This window comes from Streptomyces sp. V4I2, from assembly GCF_030817655.1.
GTDB lineage: Bacteria > Actinomycetota > Actinomycetes > Streptomycetales > Streptomycetaceae > Streptomyces > Streptomyces plumbiresistens.
The window spans coordinates 8,513,308-8,529,820 of the sequence record NZ_JAUSZM010000003.1 but is presented as its reverse complement, the minus strand read 5'-3'; the positions used below and the strand labels follow the sequence as shown (position 1 = coordinate 8,529,820).

The window sequence follows — 16,513 nt, the reverse complement described above, 5'->3', positions numbered from 1 at the left end:
CACCCCTGTGGGTGAGCGACCGGGCGGACGGCCAGGGGCTTCGGTCCGTCTCAGGCGGTGTGGCCGGCGACCCGCAACGCGTGGACCAGATCCCGGTGGAGCTCGCCCGAGGCGCCCCGGGCCGCCTCGAGCAGAAGCGGGGCGAGGGTCTGCGGGTCCGGCTCGACGCTGCGGGCGGCCTCCTCGGCGTTGCGGACGCGGACGTACGCGTCCAGGAGCGCGCGGGCCTCGCGACGGTGGCCCTCGGTGACCAGCGCGAGCACGGCCTGCCCGATCTCACCGGCGGGCCGCACCACTCCCTGCCGAAGCACCTGCTCGCCGTCGGCGCCACGCCCCGCGGCGACCAGGGCGTCGGCCACGGCGACCAGCCGGTCGGGCGGCAGTGAGGCGGTTTCCCACAGCAGGGTCGCCCAGTCGGCGCCGAGCCCGGCGCGCTGCATCTCGGCGGCGAGCAGCGGGTAGCGGACGGCGGGCCAGTACGCGATCTCGGCGAGCAGGGCGTGCGCCTCGCCGCTACGGCCCTCACCGCGCAGCCGCACCAGCCGTTCCACGGCCCCGGCACTCTCGCGCCGGGCCGCCGCGTCCGACGGCTCAGCGGTCTGCGGCTCCGGCCGCGCGTCCGTCTCCGCGGCCCCGGCGTACCGGGCCCCGCGCAGGGTGCGGCGGGGGGCGACGGGCGCGACGGGCAGGTCCGGTACGACGGTCGGCGGTACGACGACGGGGGCGGTCCCCTCCTCGTCCACCCCGGCGAAGCGGGCACTGCCGCGGCGGCGCTTGCGTTGTTTGGAGGTCGGGGCGGGCTCCTCCTGCGGGGCGGGGGCCGGCTGTTCCGGGGTGGCGGGCCGGTCGTCGTACTCGGCGTACTGGCCGTGGCCGCCGTCCGTCTCCGGGGCGGAGGCGTCCGGCGCGTGGCGCTGCTGCGGCATGCGGGGGAATCCGGCGCCGTACGGGGCATCGCGCCCGTCCGAGGGCGCGGCGTAGGTGTTTCGAGGGTCCGTGGCCTCGGTGTACTCGTGACGACCGTCCGGACGCGTGCCGTATGGGTCACGAGCGTCCGAGGGGGCACCGTACGCATGTCGGCCGTCGGAAGGCGCGGCGTACTCGTCACGGTACGCATCGCGGGAACCCGTGCCCTGCGCGCCATGACCGCCCGCCGAGGTGCCGTACCCGTCCCGGCCGTCGGAACGCGGGGCGTATTCGTCACGGCCGTCCGACCGTGTGGCGTACCCGTCCCGGCCGCCCGAATCCGCGCCAAACGCGCCACGACCGTCCGCACCCGCGCCCTGCGCGCCACGAGCGGCCGAAGAGGTGCCGTACCCGTCCCGACCGGCCGATGGCGAGCCGTACCCCCCGCGTCCCCCGCGCCCCTCCGCCCCCGTGTCGCCGTCGTCGACGCGGAACACGGTGCCGCCCTGCGCCGTCCGCCCGCGGCGGATCTCCTCCGCCTGTCCGCCCACCGACCGCCGGTCCAGGTCCTCCATGCGCGCCCGGAGTTCGGCGCAGCGGCGGGTCGCGCGTTCGTGGTCGTCGCGGGCCCAGGCGAGGTCGAGGCGGATCGCGTCGGCCTCCTGCTGGGTGGTGGCGGAGGCGAGGAACCGGCCCAGTTCGGCCTGTCGTTCGGCGGCGTAGCGTTGTTCGCGGAGCATGACGTCGAAGCGGTCGCCGAGGGCGTCCCGGCCGCCGGGGCGGGCGTCGTGGGCGACGAGTGCGGCGGCGTGCAGGGGGCGGGCGCGGTCCGCCTCCGGGGCGGCGACGGCGGGGCCGTATTCCGTGGCGAGGTCCTGGAGGAGCGCCTCGACGACGTCCCAGGGCGGTATCTCACGCCCGTCGAGGCAGGCCTGCATTCCGTCGGGGTCGCGCTGCCAGAACACGCCGCACCAGCCGGCGCCCTGGTCCAGGCGTGCCAGCAGACTGTCCAGGTAGTTCGCGAACTCCCGTACTCGGGCCGGGAGTTGATCCAGAGTCATCGCCCAACTCCCGCCAGACCGGAGCACTCCGGTCCGTAGGCAACACCAGTCGTGTTACAGGACGGCTACAGGCAGTTTTCCGGGACAGTGCATGACCCTCATTGCGCGATCTTGACCGTTGCGCGGAGACTGCCCGAGAAGCCCGTTGCAGCGGCGCTATACGGCCGCCGGCGCGCACAGTCCCGCCAGCTCGTCCATCGACAGGGCGAGCGCGCGGGCGAGCGCGGCCACCGTGAAGAACGCCGGGGTCGGCGCGCGGCCGGTCTCGATCTTGCGGAGGGTCTCCGCGGAGATGCCGGCGCTGGCCGCGACCTCCGTCATGCTGCGACCGCCGCGGGCCTCGCGCAGCAGCCGGCCGAGCCGTTCGCCGCGTTCGCGCTCTTCGGGGGTGAGAGGGGTGCGTACCATACCGTCATTGTAATACCGGTATAGTAATTGGCATGGTAGAGCTGAAGACGGACACATCCATCGACGCCATGTACGAGGCCGGCCAGGTCGTCGGCCGAGCCCTGACGGCCGTACGACAGGCCGCTGACGTCGGCGTTTCCCTGCTGGAGCTGGACGAGGTGGCGCACGACGTGCTGCGCGCGGCGGGCGCCGGCTCGCCCTTCCTCGGCTACCGGCCCTCGTTCGCGACCACGCCGTTCCCGGCTGTCATCTGCGCCTCGGTGAACGACGCGATCGTGCACGGCATCCCGACCGCCTACCGGCTGCGCGACGGCGACCTCGTGTCCATCGACTGCGGTGCGGAACTGGGCGGCTGGGCCGGCGACTCGGCGATCAGCTTCGTGGTCGGCAGGCCGCGCCCGGCCGACCTCCGCCTGATCGAGACGGCCGAGCGGGCCCTGTCGGCGGGCATCGAGGCGGCGGTCGTGGGACACCGCATCGGCGACATCGCGCACGCGATCGGCACGGTGTGCCGGGCCGCGGGATACGGCATCATGGCCGACTTCGGCGGCCACGGCATCGGCCGCCGCATGCACGAGGACCCGCCGGTTCCCAACGAGGGCCGCCCGGGGCGCGGTTTCCCGCTGCGGCACGGCATGGTCCTCGCCCTCGAACCCATGCTCATCGACGGCGGCACGGACGGCTACCACGAGGCACCGGACGGCTGGACCCTGAAGACGAACGACGGTTCGCGCGCGGCCCACGTGGAGCACACGGTGGCGATCACGGACGCGGGGCCACGCATCCTGACGGCACGCTGAGCGGCGGGGCACCCGGAGAGAGCCTCCCGGATTCTCTGAAGGTGCCCCCTCCCCTCCTTCGTGCGAAGGTGTTCTACGAGCGTGCGTCCCGGGGTGTAGCCGACTGCCACACGGGTTACCCGGCCCCGGCACGTCGATCAGCGAGGGCGTCCCGGGCCCCGCAGGGACGCCGGATGGGAACGCCATGACCAGCGGCTTCACCGGCTCAGAAGGCTACGACCCCTTCGGAGAATTCCTCGCCCGCTTCTTCGGCGGACCGCGCCCCGGTCCCCGCCAGATCGACATCGGGCGGCTGCTCAGTCAGCCCGCCCGGGAACTGGTGCGGGGCGCCGCCCAGTACGCCGCCGAACACGGCAGCCGGGACCTGGACACCCAGCATCTGCTGCGGGCCGCGCTGTCCGCCGAACCGACCAGGAGCCTGCTCAGCCGGGCCGGCGCGGACCCCGACTCCCTCGCCACGGAGATCGACGAGCGGTCCGGCCCGGTCCAGCACCCGCCGGGCGAGGTGCCGCCCCCGACCTCACTGTCCCTGACGCCGGCCGCCAAGCGCGCCCTGCTGGACGCGCACGACCTGGCCCGGGCCCGCGGCGCCGGCTACATCGGCCCCGAGCACGTGCTCAGCGCCCTCGCCGCGAACCCGGACTCGGCGGCCGGGCACATCCTCAACTCGGCCCGCTTCACGCCCTCGGGCCTGCCGCCCGAGGCGGCCTCGGACGGCGGGCAGGTCCGCAGCGAACGGCCGCGCTCCACCGGCACGCCCACCCTGGACAAGTACGGCCGCGATCTCACCGGCCTGGCCCGGCAGGGCCGTATCGACCCGGTGATCGGGCGGGACGAGGAGATCGAGCAGACCATCGAGGTGCTCTCGCGGCGCGGCAAGAACAACCCGGTGCTCATCGGTGACGCGGGTGTCGGCAAGACGGCCATCGTGGAGGGGCTCGCCCAGCGCATCTCCGAGGGCGACGTGCCGGACGTGCTGATCGGGCGGCGGGTGGTCGCCCTGGACCTGACCGGTGTGGTCGCGGGCACCCGCTACCGGGGCGACTTCGAGGAGCGGCTGACCAACATCGTCGGCGAGATCCGCGACCACTCCGACCAACTGATCGTCTTCATCGACGAGTTGCACACCGTCGTGGGTGCCGGAGGCGGCGGCGAGGGCGGGTCCCTGGACGCCGGCAACATCCTCAAGCCGGCCCTGGCCCGCGGCGAGCTGCACATCGTGGGCGCGACCACGCTGGAGGAGTTCCGCCGGATCGAGAAGGACGCGGCCCTGGCCAGGCGTTTCCAGCCGATCCTGGTGCCGGAGCCCACCCCGACGGACGCGATCGACATCCTGCGCGGACTGCGCGACCGCTACGAGGCCCACCACCAGGTCCGCTACACCGACGAGGCCCTCGTGGCCGCCGTCGAGCTGTCCGACCGCTACCTCACCGACCGCCGGCTGCCGGACAAGGCGATCGACCTGATCGACCAGGCCGGGGCGCGGGTACGGCTGCGGGCGCGGACCAAGGGCACCGACGTCAGGGCCATGGAGCACGAGCTCGAGCAGCTCGGCCGGGACAAGGACCAGGCGGTCGCGGACGAGCAGTACGAGCAGGCCACGCAACTGCGCGACCGTATGGCCGAGTTGAAGAAGCGGATCGAGGAGGCCGCCGGCGGTGGCGGCGCGGCCGACGAGGGGCAGCATCTGGAGGTGACGGCGGAGGCCATCGCCGAAGTGGTGTCCCGGCAGACCGGGATTCCGGTCAGCAGTCTCACCGAGGAGGAGAAGGACCGGCTGCTCGGCCTGGAGGAGCATCTGCACGAGCGGGTGGTCGGCCAGGAGGAGGCGGTCCGGGTGGTCGCCGACGCGGTGATGCGGTCCCGGGCCGGACTCGCGAGCCCGGACCGGCCGATCGGCAGCTTCCTCTTCCTCGGCCCGACCGGTGTCGGCAAGACCGAGCTGGCGCGGGCGCTGGCGGAGGTCCTGTTCGGCAGCGAGGAGCGCATGGTCCGCCTGGACATGAGCGAGTACCAGGAGCGGCACACGGTCAGCCGGCTGGTCGGCGCCCCGCCCGGGTACGTGGGCCACGAGGAGGCCGGCCAGCTCACCGAGGTCGTGCGCCGGCACCCGTACTCGCTGCTGCTCCTCGACGAGGTGGAGAAGGCCCACCCGGACGTCTTCAACATCCTCCTCCAGGTCCTGGACGACGGACGGCTGACCGACTCCCAGGGCCGCACCGTCGACTTCACCAACACCGTCATCGTCATGACCAGCAACCTCGGCTCCGAGGCGATCACCCGGCGCGGTGCGGGCATCGGGTTCGGGCCGGGCGGTGCGGAGGCGGACGAGGAGGCGCGGCGCGAGCAGATCCTGCGGCCGCTGCGGGAGCACTTCCGGCCCGAGTTCCTCAACCGCATCGACGAGATCGTCGTCTTCCGCCAGCTCACCGCCGAGCAGCTGCGGAAGATCACCAACCTGCTGCTGGAGCGCACCCGCCGGATGCTGCACGCGCAGGGCATCGCGGTCGACTTCACCGGCCCGGCGGTCGACTGGCTCGCCGAGCGCGGCTACCAGCCGGAGTACGGCGCCCGGCCGCTGCGCCGCACCATCCAGCGCGAGGTCGACAACCAGCTGTCCCGGCTGCTGCTGGACGGCCGGATCGCCGAGGGCGGCCGGGTGACGGTGGACGTCGAGGACGGGCGGCTCGCACTCCGTACGGAGGACCTGCCGCCCGCCCCCGAGCTGTGACCGCTAGGGCGCCGGGTACACGACCATCGCCGAGCCGCCGCCGCGTCGTACCTTCTCGGCGGCGGCCAGCCACTTCCCGCCCGGCAGCCGCTGCACGGCCGTGGCCGCGCCGATCTCCGGGTTCAGCCTGAAGGAGTGCCCGATGGCCTCCAGCTGCTTGGCCGTCTCACTGCCGTAGAGCCCGGGTTCGAGCTCGGTCTGGGCGGCGTTGCGCTGGCTGGCGCGCGGTGCGGCGATCGCGTCGACCAGGGGCAGCCCGCGGTCGAGGAACTGGGTGAGGGTCTGCAGCACGGTGGTGATGATGGTCGCGCCACCGGGCGAACCCAGCGCCACCACCGGCTTGTCGTGCTTGTCCAGCACGATCGTCGGCGAGATCGACGACCGCGGCCGCTTGCCCGGACCGGGCAGGTTCGGGTCGTGGACGGCCGGGTTGGCCGGGGCGAAGGAGAAGTCGGTCAGCTCGTTGTTGAGGATGAACCCGCGGCCGGGCACCGTGATGCCGCTGCCGCCGGTCTGCTCGATGGTGAGCGTGTAGGAGACGACGTTCCCCCACTTGTCCGCCGCCGTCAGATGCGTGGTGTTCTCACCCTCGTACGTCGTCGGCGCCGCCGTTCCCCCGGTGGCGCAGGCCGCCGGGTTCCGCGGATCGCCGGGCGCCACCGGGCTGGTCAGCACCGCGTCGTCCTTGATGAGGCACGCCCGCGAGTCGGCGTACTTCTGCGACAGCAGTTCCTTCGTGGGTACGTCCTCGAAGGCGGGGTCGCCGACCCAGCGCCCCCGGTCCGCGAACGCGATCCGGCTCGCCTCGATGTAGCGGTGCAGGTACTGGACCTCGCTCGCCTTCGACAGGTCGGTGTTCTCCAGGATGTTGAGGGCTTCGCCGACCGTGGTGCCGCCGGAGGAGGAGGGCGCGATGGAGTAGACGCCGAGGCCGCGGTACGAGGTCCTGGTGGGCGCCTGGAGCTTGGCGCGGTAGGCCGCGAGGTCCTTCTCGGACAGCTCGCCCGGGCGGGCGTTCCAGCCCGAGGCGGGGTCCACGGGCGGCTTGTTCACGGTGTCGACGATGTCCTCGCCGAGGTCGCCGTGGTAGATCGCGCCGACGCCCTTGCGGCTCAACTCGGCGTAGGTGCGGGCGAGGTCGGGGTTCTTGAAGGTCGAGCCGACGACGGGGAGCTGTCCGCCCGGCAGGAACAGCTTCGCGGTGTCCGGGAAGTAGCGGAACCGGGTCTCGTTGGAGGCGGTCTGCGAGCGGAAGGTGCTGTCGACGACGAACCCGTCACGGGCGATCCGCTCGGCGGGCGCGAGAACGCTGCCGAGTCTCTTGCTGCCCCACTTGTCGAGCGCCGTCTGCCAGGTGGCGGGCGTGCCCGGCGTACCGACGCCGAGGCCGCTGCTGACGGCGTCGGCGAAGGCGAGGGGCTTGCCGTTCTCCAGGAACAGGCCGGAGTCGGCGGTCAGCGGAGCGGTCTCGCGGCCGTCGATCGTATGCACCGTACGGGACTTGGCGTCGTAGTAGACGAAGTAGCCGCCACCGCCGATGCCGGAGGAGTACGGCTCGGTGACACCGAGCGCGGCCGCCGTGGCGACGGCGGCGTCGACGGCGTTGCCGCCCTTCTTCAGCACCTCGATACCGGCGGCGGAGGCGTCCGCGTCGACGCTGGCCACGGCTCCGCCGTAGCCGACGGCAAGCGGAACCTTTTCGACAGGTGTGCTCCCGGCGGCGGGTGGCGCGGCCGCTCCTACCGTAACCACGGCGGCCGAGACCGCCAGGACCGACAGTTTCCGTACGACAGGGCGACGCATCCGAACCTCCAGTCAGAGACCGTTCGCGCAGCCTATGCGATCGCCATGCCCCCGTCAGCAGACCCTCAACAGGCCGTTTTCGAACACTGGTTTGCGTTGGCCCGCTAGCATGCGCGCCCATGAATGACGACGTGCGCAACATCGTCCTGGGGGTGGTGGCCGCCGGCATCAGTGCCGCGCTCGGCTGGCTGGCCAGGACCTACCTGTGGAAGCGGAAGCTCCGCCGCAAGCAGGCCTTCTTCGGGCTGCCCGACAACTCCGAGTCGCTGCTGGTGGTCAACCGCGGCGCCGCCGGCCCCGATCTGGCGGTGATGCGCTACGACGTGTTCGCGCTCCTCGAACTGGCCGCGCTGATCAAGGACTGCAACGCCCACGCCCAGGTCGTCCCGCACGACGCGGCACGCCAGGGCTTCGGTGAGCGCACCGAGTTCTGCGTCGGCGGCCCGGCATCCAACCGCCGTATGGCGGCACATCTGTCCTCACTGCTCCCCGGCGTCCGGGTGAACGTGGACGCCGAGCCGAGCCCCGACCGCGGCGCCTTCCAGATCGGCTCCGAGCGCTACCGAGTGGAGGTCGGCAGGGCCGAGTACGCGCTCCTCGCCCGGCTCACCGTCGACGAGAGCCACGGCACCCGGCCCGTCTTCCTCTTCTGCGGCCAGACCTCGATCACCAACCAGGCCACGACCCGTTACCTCGCCAACAACCACGAGCGGCTGACGCGCAAGTACGGCAACACCCCCTTCGCCCTGCTGCTGAAGATCGTCAACTCGCAGGCCTACGGCCCCGATGTCGTCGAACTCGTCGCGGACGTCACCCGGGAGGCACAGACCCCCCTGCCCACCCCGGCGGTTCCGCGCAACTCGCACCGCGCCTCCTAGATTTCAGCACATTCCACCAATCGTTACTCCCACGTAACTTACCGACGGGTTACCTACGGTAAGAGGCCGAGGTTACCGTCGGGTCACTTTGCACTTACACGAGTGACCGAGTCAGGAGTGACCCGTGGGAAACCATCGCAAGGCCCTGCGTACCACCGCCGTGGGTGCCGTCTCGGCGACGCTGATCGCCGGCAGCGCCCTCGGGCTCGCACCGGCCGCCCAGGCGGCGACCGCGATCCGCTTCGTCGACATCGCCGGTGACGGCGGCACGGTCCTCAAGGCCAACGTCGTCACGCCCGCCGGCGCCGACGGCACCCGCCGTTACCCGCTGCTCGTGATGCCGACGAGCTGGGGTCTGCCCCAGGTCGAGTATCTGGCCCAGGCCCAGAAGCTCGCGAACTCCGGGTATGTCGTGGTCAGTTACAACGTGCGCGGCTTCTGGCAGTCGGGCGGCGAGATAGAAGTCGCGGGCCCGCCCGACACGGCCGACGCGTCCAAGGTCATCGACTGGGCCCTCGCCAACACCCCGGCCGACGCACAGAAGGTCGGCATGGCGGGCCTCTCGTACGGTGCCGGCATCAGCCTGCTCGCCGCCGCGCACGACAAGCGCGTCAAGGCGGTCGCCGCCCTCAGCGGCTGGGCCGACCTGATCGCCTCGATCTACTCGGGCCGCACCCAGCATGTCCAGGCCGCCGGCCTGCTGGACGGGGCGAGCCTGGTCACCGGCCGCCAGAGCGCCGAAGTGCGGCAGATCTTCGACGACTTCTACGCCTCCAACCTGGCCAGGGAGCCGGAGATGATCGCCTGGGGGAAGAAACGTTCCGCTGCGACCTATGTCGACCAGCTGAACAAGAACGGCGCCGCCGTCATGATGGCCAACGCCTGGGGCGACACGATCTTCCCGCCCAACCAGTACACGGACTTCTACGAGAAGCTGACCGGCCCCAAGAGACTGGAGCTGCGCCCCGGCGACCACGCGACCTCCGAGGTCACCGGCCTGTTCGGGCTGCCCAACGACGTGTGGACGGACACCGGGCGCTGGTTCGACCACCACCTCCGGGACGAGGACAACGGCATCGACCGCGAACAGCCGGTCCGGCTCAAGTCCCGTTCCACGGGCGGCTACGAGGGCTATCCGGACTGGAAATCGGTCGGCGCGACGCGGAAGAAGATCGCCCTCGCCGGCACGACCACGATCCGCGCGAACGTCGACTCCGGGGCGAACGGCGGGGTGGTCTTCCTGTCCAGCATCCTCGACCAGATCGCCCGACTGCCCCCGGTCGCCTCGATCCCCCTGCTCCCCCGCCGCTGGGCCGCCGTGTGGCAGTCGGAGAAGTACACCAAGGCCCAACAGGTGCGCGGCACCGCGAAGTTGCACACCACTCTCACTCCGACCAAGGAGAGCGGCACCCTCGTCGCCTACCTGTACGACGTGGGGCCGCTCGGCCTCGGCAAGCTGGTCAGCAACGCGCCGTACACCTTCCACGGGCAGACGCCCGGGAAGCCGTTCGACGTGGACCTGGAGCTGTTCTCCACGGCCTACGACGTCCCGGCAGGGCACCGGCTGGCCCTGGTGGTCGACACGGTCGACCCGCTCTACATCGAGCACAACCCGTCCGGCGCGCAGCTGACCTTCTCCTCGCCGGCCACCGACCCGTCGTACGTGTCGATTCCGCTGCGCGAGCAGTGATCTCCGGCTGCTGCCGGGCGGATATGGGCTCTGCGGACTGCCACCCCCCTACGGTGTCGGGGCTGTAGGGGGAGCCCCACCCGGCAGCAGCGTCCCCGGCCCGGCCGGGGCGGCGCGCATACGGGTGGCATGGAACACGGTTCGCACTCCCCCGCTCAGTGCTTGAGGATCTTGGAGAGGAAGTCCTTGGCGCGCTCGCTGCGCGGGTCGGTGAAGAACTCCTCGGGGGTGCGGTCCTCGACGATGCGGCCGTCGGACATGAACACGACGCGGTTGGCGGCCGAGCGGGCGAAACCCATCTCATGGGTGACGACGACCATGGTCATACCGTCCCGGGCCAGCTGCTGCATGACCTCGAGGACCTCGTTGATCATCTCCGGGTCGAGCGCGGAGGTCGGCTCGTCGAACAGGAGCGCCTTGGGCTCCATCGCGAGGGCGCGGGCGATGGCCACGCGCTGCTGCTGGCCGCCGGAGAGCTGCGCCGGGAACTTGTCCGCCTGGTCGGCGACGCCGACGCGCTCGAGGAGTTCACGGGAGCGCTGGTCGGCCTGCTCCTTCTTGCGTTTGCGAACCTTGATCTGGGCCAGCGAGACGTTCTGGAGGACGGTCTTGTGGGCGAACAGGTTGAAGGACTGGAACACCATGCCGACCTCGGCGCGCAGTCCCGCGAGGGCCTTGCCCTCGTCCGGCAGCGGCTGCCCCTCCAGCGTGATGGACCCCGAGCGGATGGCCTCCAGCCGGTTGATCGCCCTGCACAGTGTCGACTTCCCGGACCCCGAAGGCCCGATGACCACGACCACCTCCCCCTTGCCGACGGTGAGGTTGATGTCCTGCAGGACATGCAGCTCCCCGTAGTACTTGTTGACGTCACGCAGTTCGATCAACGGATCGACGGCCATGCCCAGCCCTACTCACTCTCAGCTGTGTCGTAGGTGCCGCAACTTATCCGGGCAAGATCGCGGTTGAGGCACGACACGCACTTTCCGGGCATAAGCCGTATTTACGTCGTCCCGTGGGCCGGAGATTCACGCTTCGGCCACCTCGGCATACAGCTGCGAGAGTTCGGGCACCCCACTGACGGCCCACTCCTGCCCGGAGGCCACGACGTCGAACTCGCGGCCGGAGGCGAGCCGGATGACGGGCTGGCCGTCGGGCCACAGGTCCCACGCGGCGCCGGGAACCGTGCGCACGATGACCGTGCCGAGATAGAGCCCGGCGTCGTTGCCGAGCCACGGCAGCACCTCCTCGTCGTCCCGCCAGCGCGGCACCAGCTGGTCCAGCGCCTCCAACGAGGCAGCCGTGTCGTCGAGTTGGACGCCCTCCTGGGACGCCTGGGAGCGCAGCAGCTCGCATTCGGAGAGAAGTTCGGCGATGCCCTCGGGATCGAGGGCGCCGGGCTTGTCACGCCGGTGGCCCAGAAAAGGGATCTTCATATGCCCAGCGTGTCATTCGTACCCCCGTGCGCACCACAGGCGCGCGGGCCATCGATTCCGGTCGGCTGCACACCGAGTTCGCGCCCGGCTCGTTGACCTGTCACTGGTGTCTCTTCGGCTTCGCGACGCGTCCGTCTCGTCGTGAGCGGGTGGTGATCGGAAGGAGTCGGTCGTGCGCCGATGCCTGGTGGGTGGTGCGGTCGTCCTGGCCCTGCTCGCGGCCCTCCTGCCGGACAGCGCCGCGTCGGCGGTCCCCGGAAGCCGGGTGGCACCTGTCCCGCTGGAGCGGCTCTTCGACAACGCGGCCGTCAGTGCCGACGCCCGGCCGGGCGAGGCGGACTTCGACGGCTCGGGCGCCTCCCTGTCGGCGCGGGATCTGGCGGCCGCGGGCTGGACGCCGGGTCGCGCGCTGACCGTGCAGGCGGCGCGGCTCACCTGGCCTCGGCGCGCGCCAGGCGAGCCGGACAACGTGCGGGCCGGCGGGCAGGACGTCCGGGTGGACGGCAGCGGTGACGCGCTCGCCTTCCTGATCGCGGGCACGGCCGGCATGCCGGTGACCGGCACGGGCACGGTCGCGTACGCCGACGGCACCCGCTCCCCGTACCTGCTGACCGCCCCCGACTGGCGCCGCGGCCCGCTCGCCACCAAGGCGGTGGCACTGCCGCACATCAACACACCTGTCGGCCAACTCGCCGAGCAGGCACGGCTGTACGTCGTGACAGTGCCGATCCTGCCGGGGCGCCCAGTGGTCTCGGTACGGCTGCCGGACGCGACCGACCTGCATGTGTTCGCGCTGTCGGTGCGGGCCGCCGCCACGCCCGGCTGGACGGGGAGCTGGGCGGCCGCGACCTCCGGCTACCCGGCCGTGGGGCCGTGGTCGGACCGGACGCTCAGGCTTGTGGTGCACACGTCGGCGGGCGGGCCACGGGTGCGGCTGCGGTTCGACAACACCTTCGCCGCGGCGCCGGTACGGATCGGGAGCGCGACGGTGGCGGTGCGGGCGGAGGGCGCGGCGGCGCGGGACGCGCCGCTGCCGGTGTCCTTCCTGGGTGCGGCGGGTGTCGAGATCCCCGCAGGGGCGCAGGCGTTCAGCGATCCGTTCGACTTCGCGGTGCCGGCGGATGCCGATCTGCTGGTGAGCTTCCGTCTGCCGGATTCCGTGTCCGCGGCGCCGGTGCACCGGCTCGCGGCGCAGCGGTCGTACCTGAGCGAGCCGGGCGATCACGCGGCGGACGGATCCCCGGCGGCGTACACCTCGGTGGTGACGAGCTGGCCGCTGCTGACCGGTGTGGACGTGGGCGGCGGGCCGGGTTCGGTGGTGCTGCTCGGGGACTCGATCACCGACGGGGACAGGTCCACGGTGGATGCCAACCGGCGGTGGCCCAATGTGCTGGCGACCCGTCTGCTGGCCCAGAATGTGGTCCCGCACTATGGGGTGCTGAACCAGGGGATCTCCGCGAACCGTGTGGTCGCCGACCGGTATCCCGGGGACGGGGTCTCCGCGGACACCGGCGGGGTGAGTGCGCTGAACCGGTTCGACCGGGACGTCCTCGCGCAGACGTCCGCGCGTACGGCGGTCGTGTTCGAGGGCGTCAACGACGTGCGGTGGGGTGCCACGGCGGAGCAGGTGATCGCGGGACTGCGGGAGCTCGCCGCGCGGGGGCACGCTCGGGGGCTGCGGATGCTGGCGGCGACGATCCTGCCGTGCGCGGGCGAGGCGCGCTGCACGCCGGCCGTCGACGGCGAGCGGGGCACGGTCAACGCGTGGCTCCGCAGCACCGGCGAGTTCGACGGCCTGCTCGACTTCGACGCGGTGCTGCGCGACCCCGTGCACCCCGCGCGGCTGCTGCCCGCCTTCGACAGCGGGGACCATCTGCATCCGGGTGACGCGGGGCTGGCGGCGCTGGCTCGGTCGGTGGATCTGAGGCTGCTCGGGACCTGAGGCTGCTCGCCGGGTGACTACACCTCCAGGTCCACGACCACCGGCGCGTGGTCCGAGGCTCCCTTGCCCTTGCGCTCCTCGCGGTCCACGTACGCGTCGGTGACCGCCTTGGCGAACGGCTCGTTGCCGTACACCAGGTCGATGCGCATGCCGCGGTTCTTGGGGAAGCAGAGCTGGCGGTAGTCCCAGTACGTGAAGGGGTGCTCGTACTTCAGGGGCCGCGGGACCACGTCGGACAGGCCCGCCTCGCGCAGGGAGGCCAGGGCGGCGCGCTCGGCGGGGGTGACGTGGGTGGAGCCCTCGAAGGCGGACCTGTCGTACACGTCGTCGTCCGTCGGGGCCACGTTGTAGTCGCCCAGCACCGCGAACGGGCGGCTGCCTCCCGCGTCACCGGCGACGGCCGCCTTCAGGGCCTCGAACCACTGGAGCTTGTAGGCGTAGTGCGGGTGGTCCACCTCGCGGCCGTTCGGCACGTAGACCGACCAGACGCGGACCGGGCCGCAGGTCGCCGAGATGGCGCGGGGCTCCGGGGCGCCGTCGAAGCCGGGGTCGCCGGGCAGGCCCTTGACCACGTCCTTCAGGCCGACGCGGGAGAGCACCGCCACGCCGTTCCACCGGCCGGTGGCGTGCACCGCCGCCTCGTAGCCCAGCTCGCGCAGCTGGTCGAGCGGGAACTGCTCCTCGGCGACCTTGGCCTCCTGGAGGCACAGCACGTCGGTGCCGCTGCTCTCCAGCCAGGCCAGGAGCCTCGGCAGGCGGGCGGTGATCGAGTTCACGTTCCAGGTCGCGATGCGCATGTCCGACAACTTACCGGGCGGGTCTGACAGTCCTCGACGGCCGGTTCAGAGCTCGGCCGCTTCCCCCGGCGTCAGGCGCAGGTGGTCCGTGCCGCCCAGGGCGCCGATCTGACGGTCGTAGATCGGGCGGGCGAGGTCGGTGAGGAGGGCGTCGTGGATGTCGTACGCGCGTTGCGGCCTGAGCTCGCGGACGTAGTCGATGACCTCGGAGATCTTGCTCCAGGGGGCCATCACCGGGAGCATCAGCGTCTCCACCGCGTGGTCGGGGACGGTGAGGGCGTCGCCGGGGTGGAAGACCCTGCCGTCGTCGACGAGGTAGCCGACGTTGGTGATGCGCGGGATGTCCGGGTGGATCACGGCGTGCAGTTCGCCGTGGACCTGGACGTCGAAGCCGGCGGCGGTGAAGGTGTCGCCGTGTCCGACGGTGTGGACGCGGCCCGGGAAGGCGGCGGAGATCTTCTCCGCGACCGACCTGAGGGTCCAGATCTCGGCGGCCGGGTTGGCCTCCATGGCGGCCCGCAGCCGCCCCTCGTTGAAGTGGTCGGGGTGCTCGTGCGTGACGAGGACGGCGTCCGCGCCGACCGCGGCGTCCTCCTCGCTGAATCCCCCGGGATCGAGCACGAGCGTCCGCCCGTCCTTCTCGAGGCGGACGCAGGAGTGCGACTTCTTCGTGAGTTTCATGGAGTCCATCCTGCCCGCGGCCCGGTACGTGCGGTCACTCGGTCGGGGTCGTCTCCTCGCGGATGACCTGCTGGGCCACCTTGAACGCGCTGTTCGCCGCCGGTACGCCGCAGTAGACGGCCGCCTGCAGCAGCACCTCCTTGATCTCGGCCGGGGTGAGGCCGTTGCGCAGGGCGGCGCGGGTGTGGAAGGCGAGCTCCTCCAGGTGGCCGCCGGCGACCAGGGCGGTGAGGGTGACACAGCTGCGGGAGCGCCGGTCGAGGCCGGGCCGGTCCCAGATCTCGCCCCAGGCGTAGCGGGTGATGAACTCCTGGAAGTCGCCCGAGAACTCGTCGGCCTGCGCCAGCGCCCGGTCGACGTGCGCGTCGCCGAGTACCTCCCTGCGGACCTTGAGGCCGGCGTCGTACGGGTCGGGGCGCCCCAGGCCCTGGGGGGCTTCCACGGCGGCCGGGGCGATCTCGGCGCGGGGCGCGGGCTGCGGCGGCGCGGCGGACAGGACCGGCTTGGCCGGGGGCGCCACGATCGCCGCCATCTGGCCCGTGGTCGAGTCGAAGGCGGGCTGCCAGGCGGTGGAGAAGTGCCGCACCAGGAGGTCGGTGACGGCGGCGGGCTGCTCCACCGGCACCAGGTGGGAGGCGCCGGGGACGACGGCGAGCCGGGCGTCCGGGATGCCCGCGACCAGTGTGCGGGCCTCGGCGGGGCCGGTGACCTGGTCGTCCGAGCCGACGAGGACGAGGGTCGGGACGCCGACACGGGCCAGCTCGGACCGCACGTCGAACGAGGCCAGCGCCTCGCAGGCCGCGATGTAGCAGCCGGGGTCGGTGGTTCGCACCATCTGCACCGCCCACTCGGTGATCGCGGGCTGCGCGGCGGCGAACCCGCCGGTGAACCAGCGTTCGGGGGAGGTCCGGGCGATGGGATCGAGCCCGTTCGTCCGCACTATCACCCCTCTCTGCCGGAACTCGTCGGCCGTGCCGAAGCGCGGCGAGGCCGCGATCAACGCGAGCGAGGCGACGCGCTCGGGGTGGCGCAGGGCCAGCTCGATACCGACCGCGCCGCCGAGGGCGCAGCCCGCGTAGCCGAAGCGCTGCACACCGAGTGCGTCGAGGGTGGCCAGCAGCCGGGTGCTCAGGTCGGCGACCGAGCCGGCCGGGTAGGCGGGGGCGCCGCCGTGCCCGGGCAGGTCGAAACGGAAGACACGCCACTGCTTGGCCAGCTCGGGGACCTGCCGGTCCCACATGTGCCACGTGGTACCGAGCGAGGGGCCGAGGATGAGCACCGGGGCGTCTTCCGGACCGTCGAAGCGGTACTGGAGGGCAGGGGTCTTCGTCTCACTCACCGCTCCACGCTAACCGCCTTTTCTTGCGGGCCGACCGCTGGGCC

Annotated in this window: 13 protein-coding genes; 5 read left to right on the top strand and 8 right to left on the bottom strand. The window is 72.1% G+C overall.

The genetic code is table 11. The features are described from left to right. Window positions 1–50 precede the first annotated feature (50 nt). Both QFZ76_RS39970 and QFZ76_RS39965 read right to left on the bottom strand, forming a co-directional pair. Entirely contained in the window at window positions 51–1,967 is a 1,917-nt protein-coding gene (locus QFZ76_RS39970) for a hypothetical protein (protein WP_307678244.1), read from the bottom strand. 156 nt (window positions 1,968–2,123) lie between these two features. After that, complete coding sequence (locus QFZ76_RS39965) at window positions 2,124–2,375, bottom strand: helix-turn-helix transcriptional regulator (RefSeq protein WP_266449899.1); 252 nt, start codon at window positions 2,373–2,375, stop codon at window positions 2,124–2,126. Window positions 2,376–2,407: 32 nt separating this feature from the next. Here QFZ76_RS39965 and map point away from each other — a divergent pair, with 32 nt between their 5' ends. Together map and QFZ76_RS39955 are read left to right on the top strand one after the other, a co-directional pair. Beyond that, on the top strand, window positions 2,408–3,175 hold the full coding sequence (gene map / locus QFZ76_RS39960) for a type I methionyl aminopeptidase (protein WP_307678243.1): 768 nt from the start codon (window positions 2,408–2,410) through the stop codon (window positions 3,173–3,175). Window positions 3,176–3,359: 184 nt separating this feature from the next. Continuing rightward, the gene (locus QFZ76_RS39955; RefSeq protein WP_307678242.1) at window positions 3,360–5,906 is read left to right on the top strand and encodes an ATP-dependent Clp protease ATP-binding subunit; all 2,547 of its coding nucleotides are present in this window, start codon (window positions 3,360–3,362) and stop codon (window positions 5,904–5,906) included. Between the two features lie 3 nt (window positions 5,907–5,909). Here the strand turns inward: QFZ76_RS39955 and ggt are convergent, their stop codons facing one another. Beyond that, window positions 5,910–7,709, bottom strand: a complete 1,800-nt coding sequence (gene ggt / locus QFZ76_RS39950; protein ID WP_307678241.1) for a gamma-glutamyltransferase — start codon at window positions 7,707–7,709, stop codon at window positions 5,910–5,912. A gap of 119 nt (window positions 7,710–7,828) precedes the next feature. On the opposite strand from ggt, the gene QFZ76_RS39945 reads away from it, so the two are divergent. Further along, on the top strand, window positions 7,829–8,587 hold the full coding sequence (locus QFZ76_RS39945; protein WP_307678240.1) for a hypothetical protein: 759 nt from the start codon (window positions 7,829–7,831) through the stop codon (window positions 8,585–8,587). A gap of 124 nt (window positions 8,588–8,711) precedes the next feature. Continuing rightward, the gene (locus QFZ76_RS39940) at window positions 8,712–10,277 is read left to right on the top strand and encodes a CocE/NonD family hydrolase (RefSeq protein ID WP_307678239.1); all 1,566 of its coding nucleotides are present in this window, start codon (window positions 8,712–8,714) and stop codon (window positions 10,275–10,277) included. Between the two features lie 155 nt (window positions 10,278–10,432). Here QFZ76_RS39940 and QFZ76_RS39935 read toward each other — a convergent pair whose 3' ends face one another. Then, on the bottom strand, window positions 10,433–11,176 hold the full coding sequence (locus QFZ76_RS39935) for an amino acid ABC transporter ATP-binding protein (RefSeq protein WP_307678238.1): 744 nt from the start codon (window positions 11,174–11,176) through the stop codon (window positions 10,433–10,435). Between the two features lie 126 nt (window positions 11,177–11,302). After that, on the bottom strand, window positions 11,303–11,710 hold the full coding sequence (locus QFZ76_RS39930) for a DUF6278 family protein (protein ID WP_307678237.1): 408 nt from the start codon (window positions 11,708–11,710) through the stop codon (window positions 11,303–11,305). Window positions 11,711–11,882: 172 nt separating this feature from the next. On the opposite strand from QFZ76_RS39930, the gene QFZ76_RS39925 reads away from it, so the two are divergent. Next, window positions 11,883–13,652, top strand: coding sequence for an SGNH/GDSL hydrolase family protein (locus QFZ76_RS39925; RefSeq protein WP_307678236.1), 1,770 nt, complete (start codon window positions 11,883–11,885; stop codon window positions 13,650–13,652). 17 nt (window positions 13,653–13,669) lie between these two features. On the opposite strand, the gene QFZ76_RS39920 is transcribed toward QFZ76_RS39925, so the two are convergent. Genes QFZ76_RS39920 through pcaC form a run of 3 tightly spaced genes read right to left on the bottom strand, consistent with a single transcriptional unit; the run spans window position 13,670 to window position 16,469 of the window. Continuing rightward, window positions 13,670–14,449 (bottom strand): exodeoxyribonuclease III, encoded by a 780-nt coding sequence (locus QFZ76_RS39920; RefSeq protein ID WP_307678235.1) that lies wholly within the window; start codon window positions 14,447–14,449, stop codon window positions 13,670–13,672. A gap of 45 nt (window positions 14,450–14,494) precedes the next feature. Then, complete coding sequence (locus QFZ76_RS39915; RefSeq protein ID WP_307678234.1) at window positions 14,495–15,130, bottom strand: MBL fold metallo-hydrolase; 636 nt, start codon at window positions 15,128–15,130, stop codon at window positions 14,495–14,497. Window positions 15,131–15,164: 34 nt separating this feature from the next. Continuing rightward, window positions 15,165–16,469, bottom strand: a complete 1,305-nt coding sequence (gene pcaC / locus QFZ76_RS39910) for a 4-carboxymuconolactone decarboxylase (RefSeq protein ID WP_307678233.1) — start codon at window positions 16,467–16,469, stop codon at window positions 15,165–15,167. Between the last annotated feature and the right edge of the window lie 44 nt (window positions 16,470–16,513).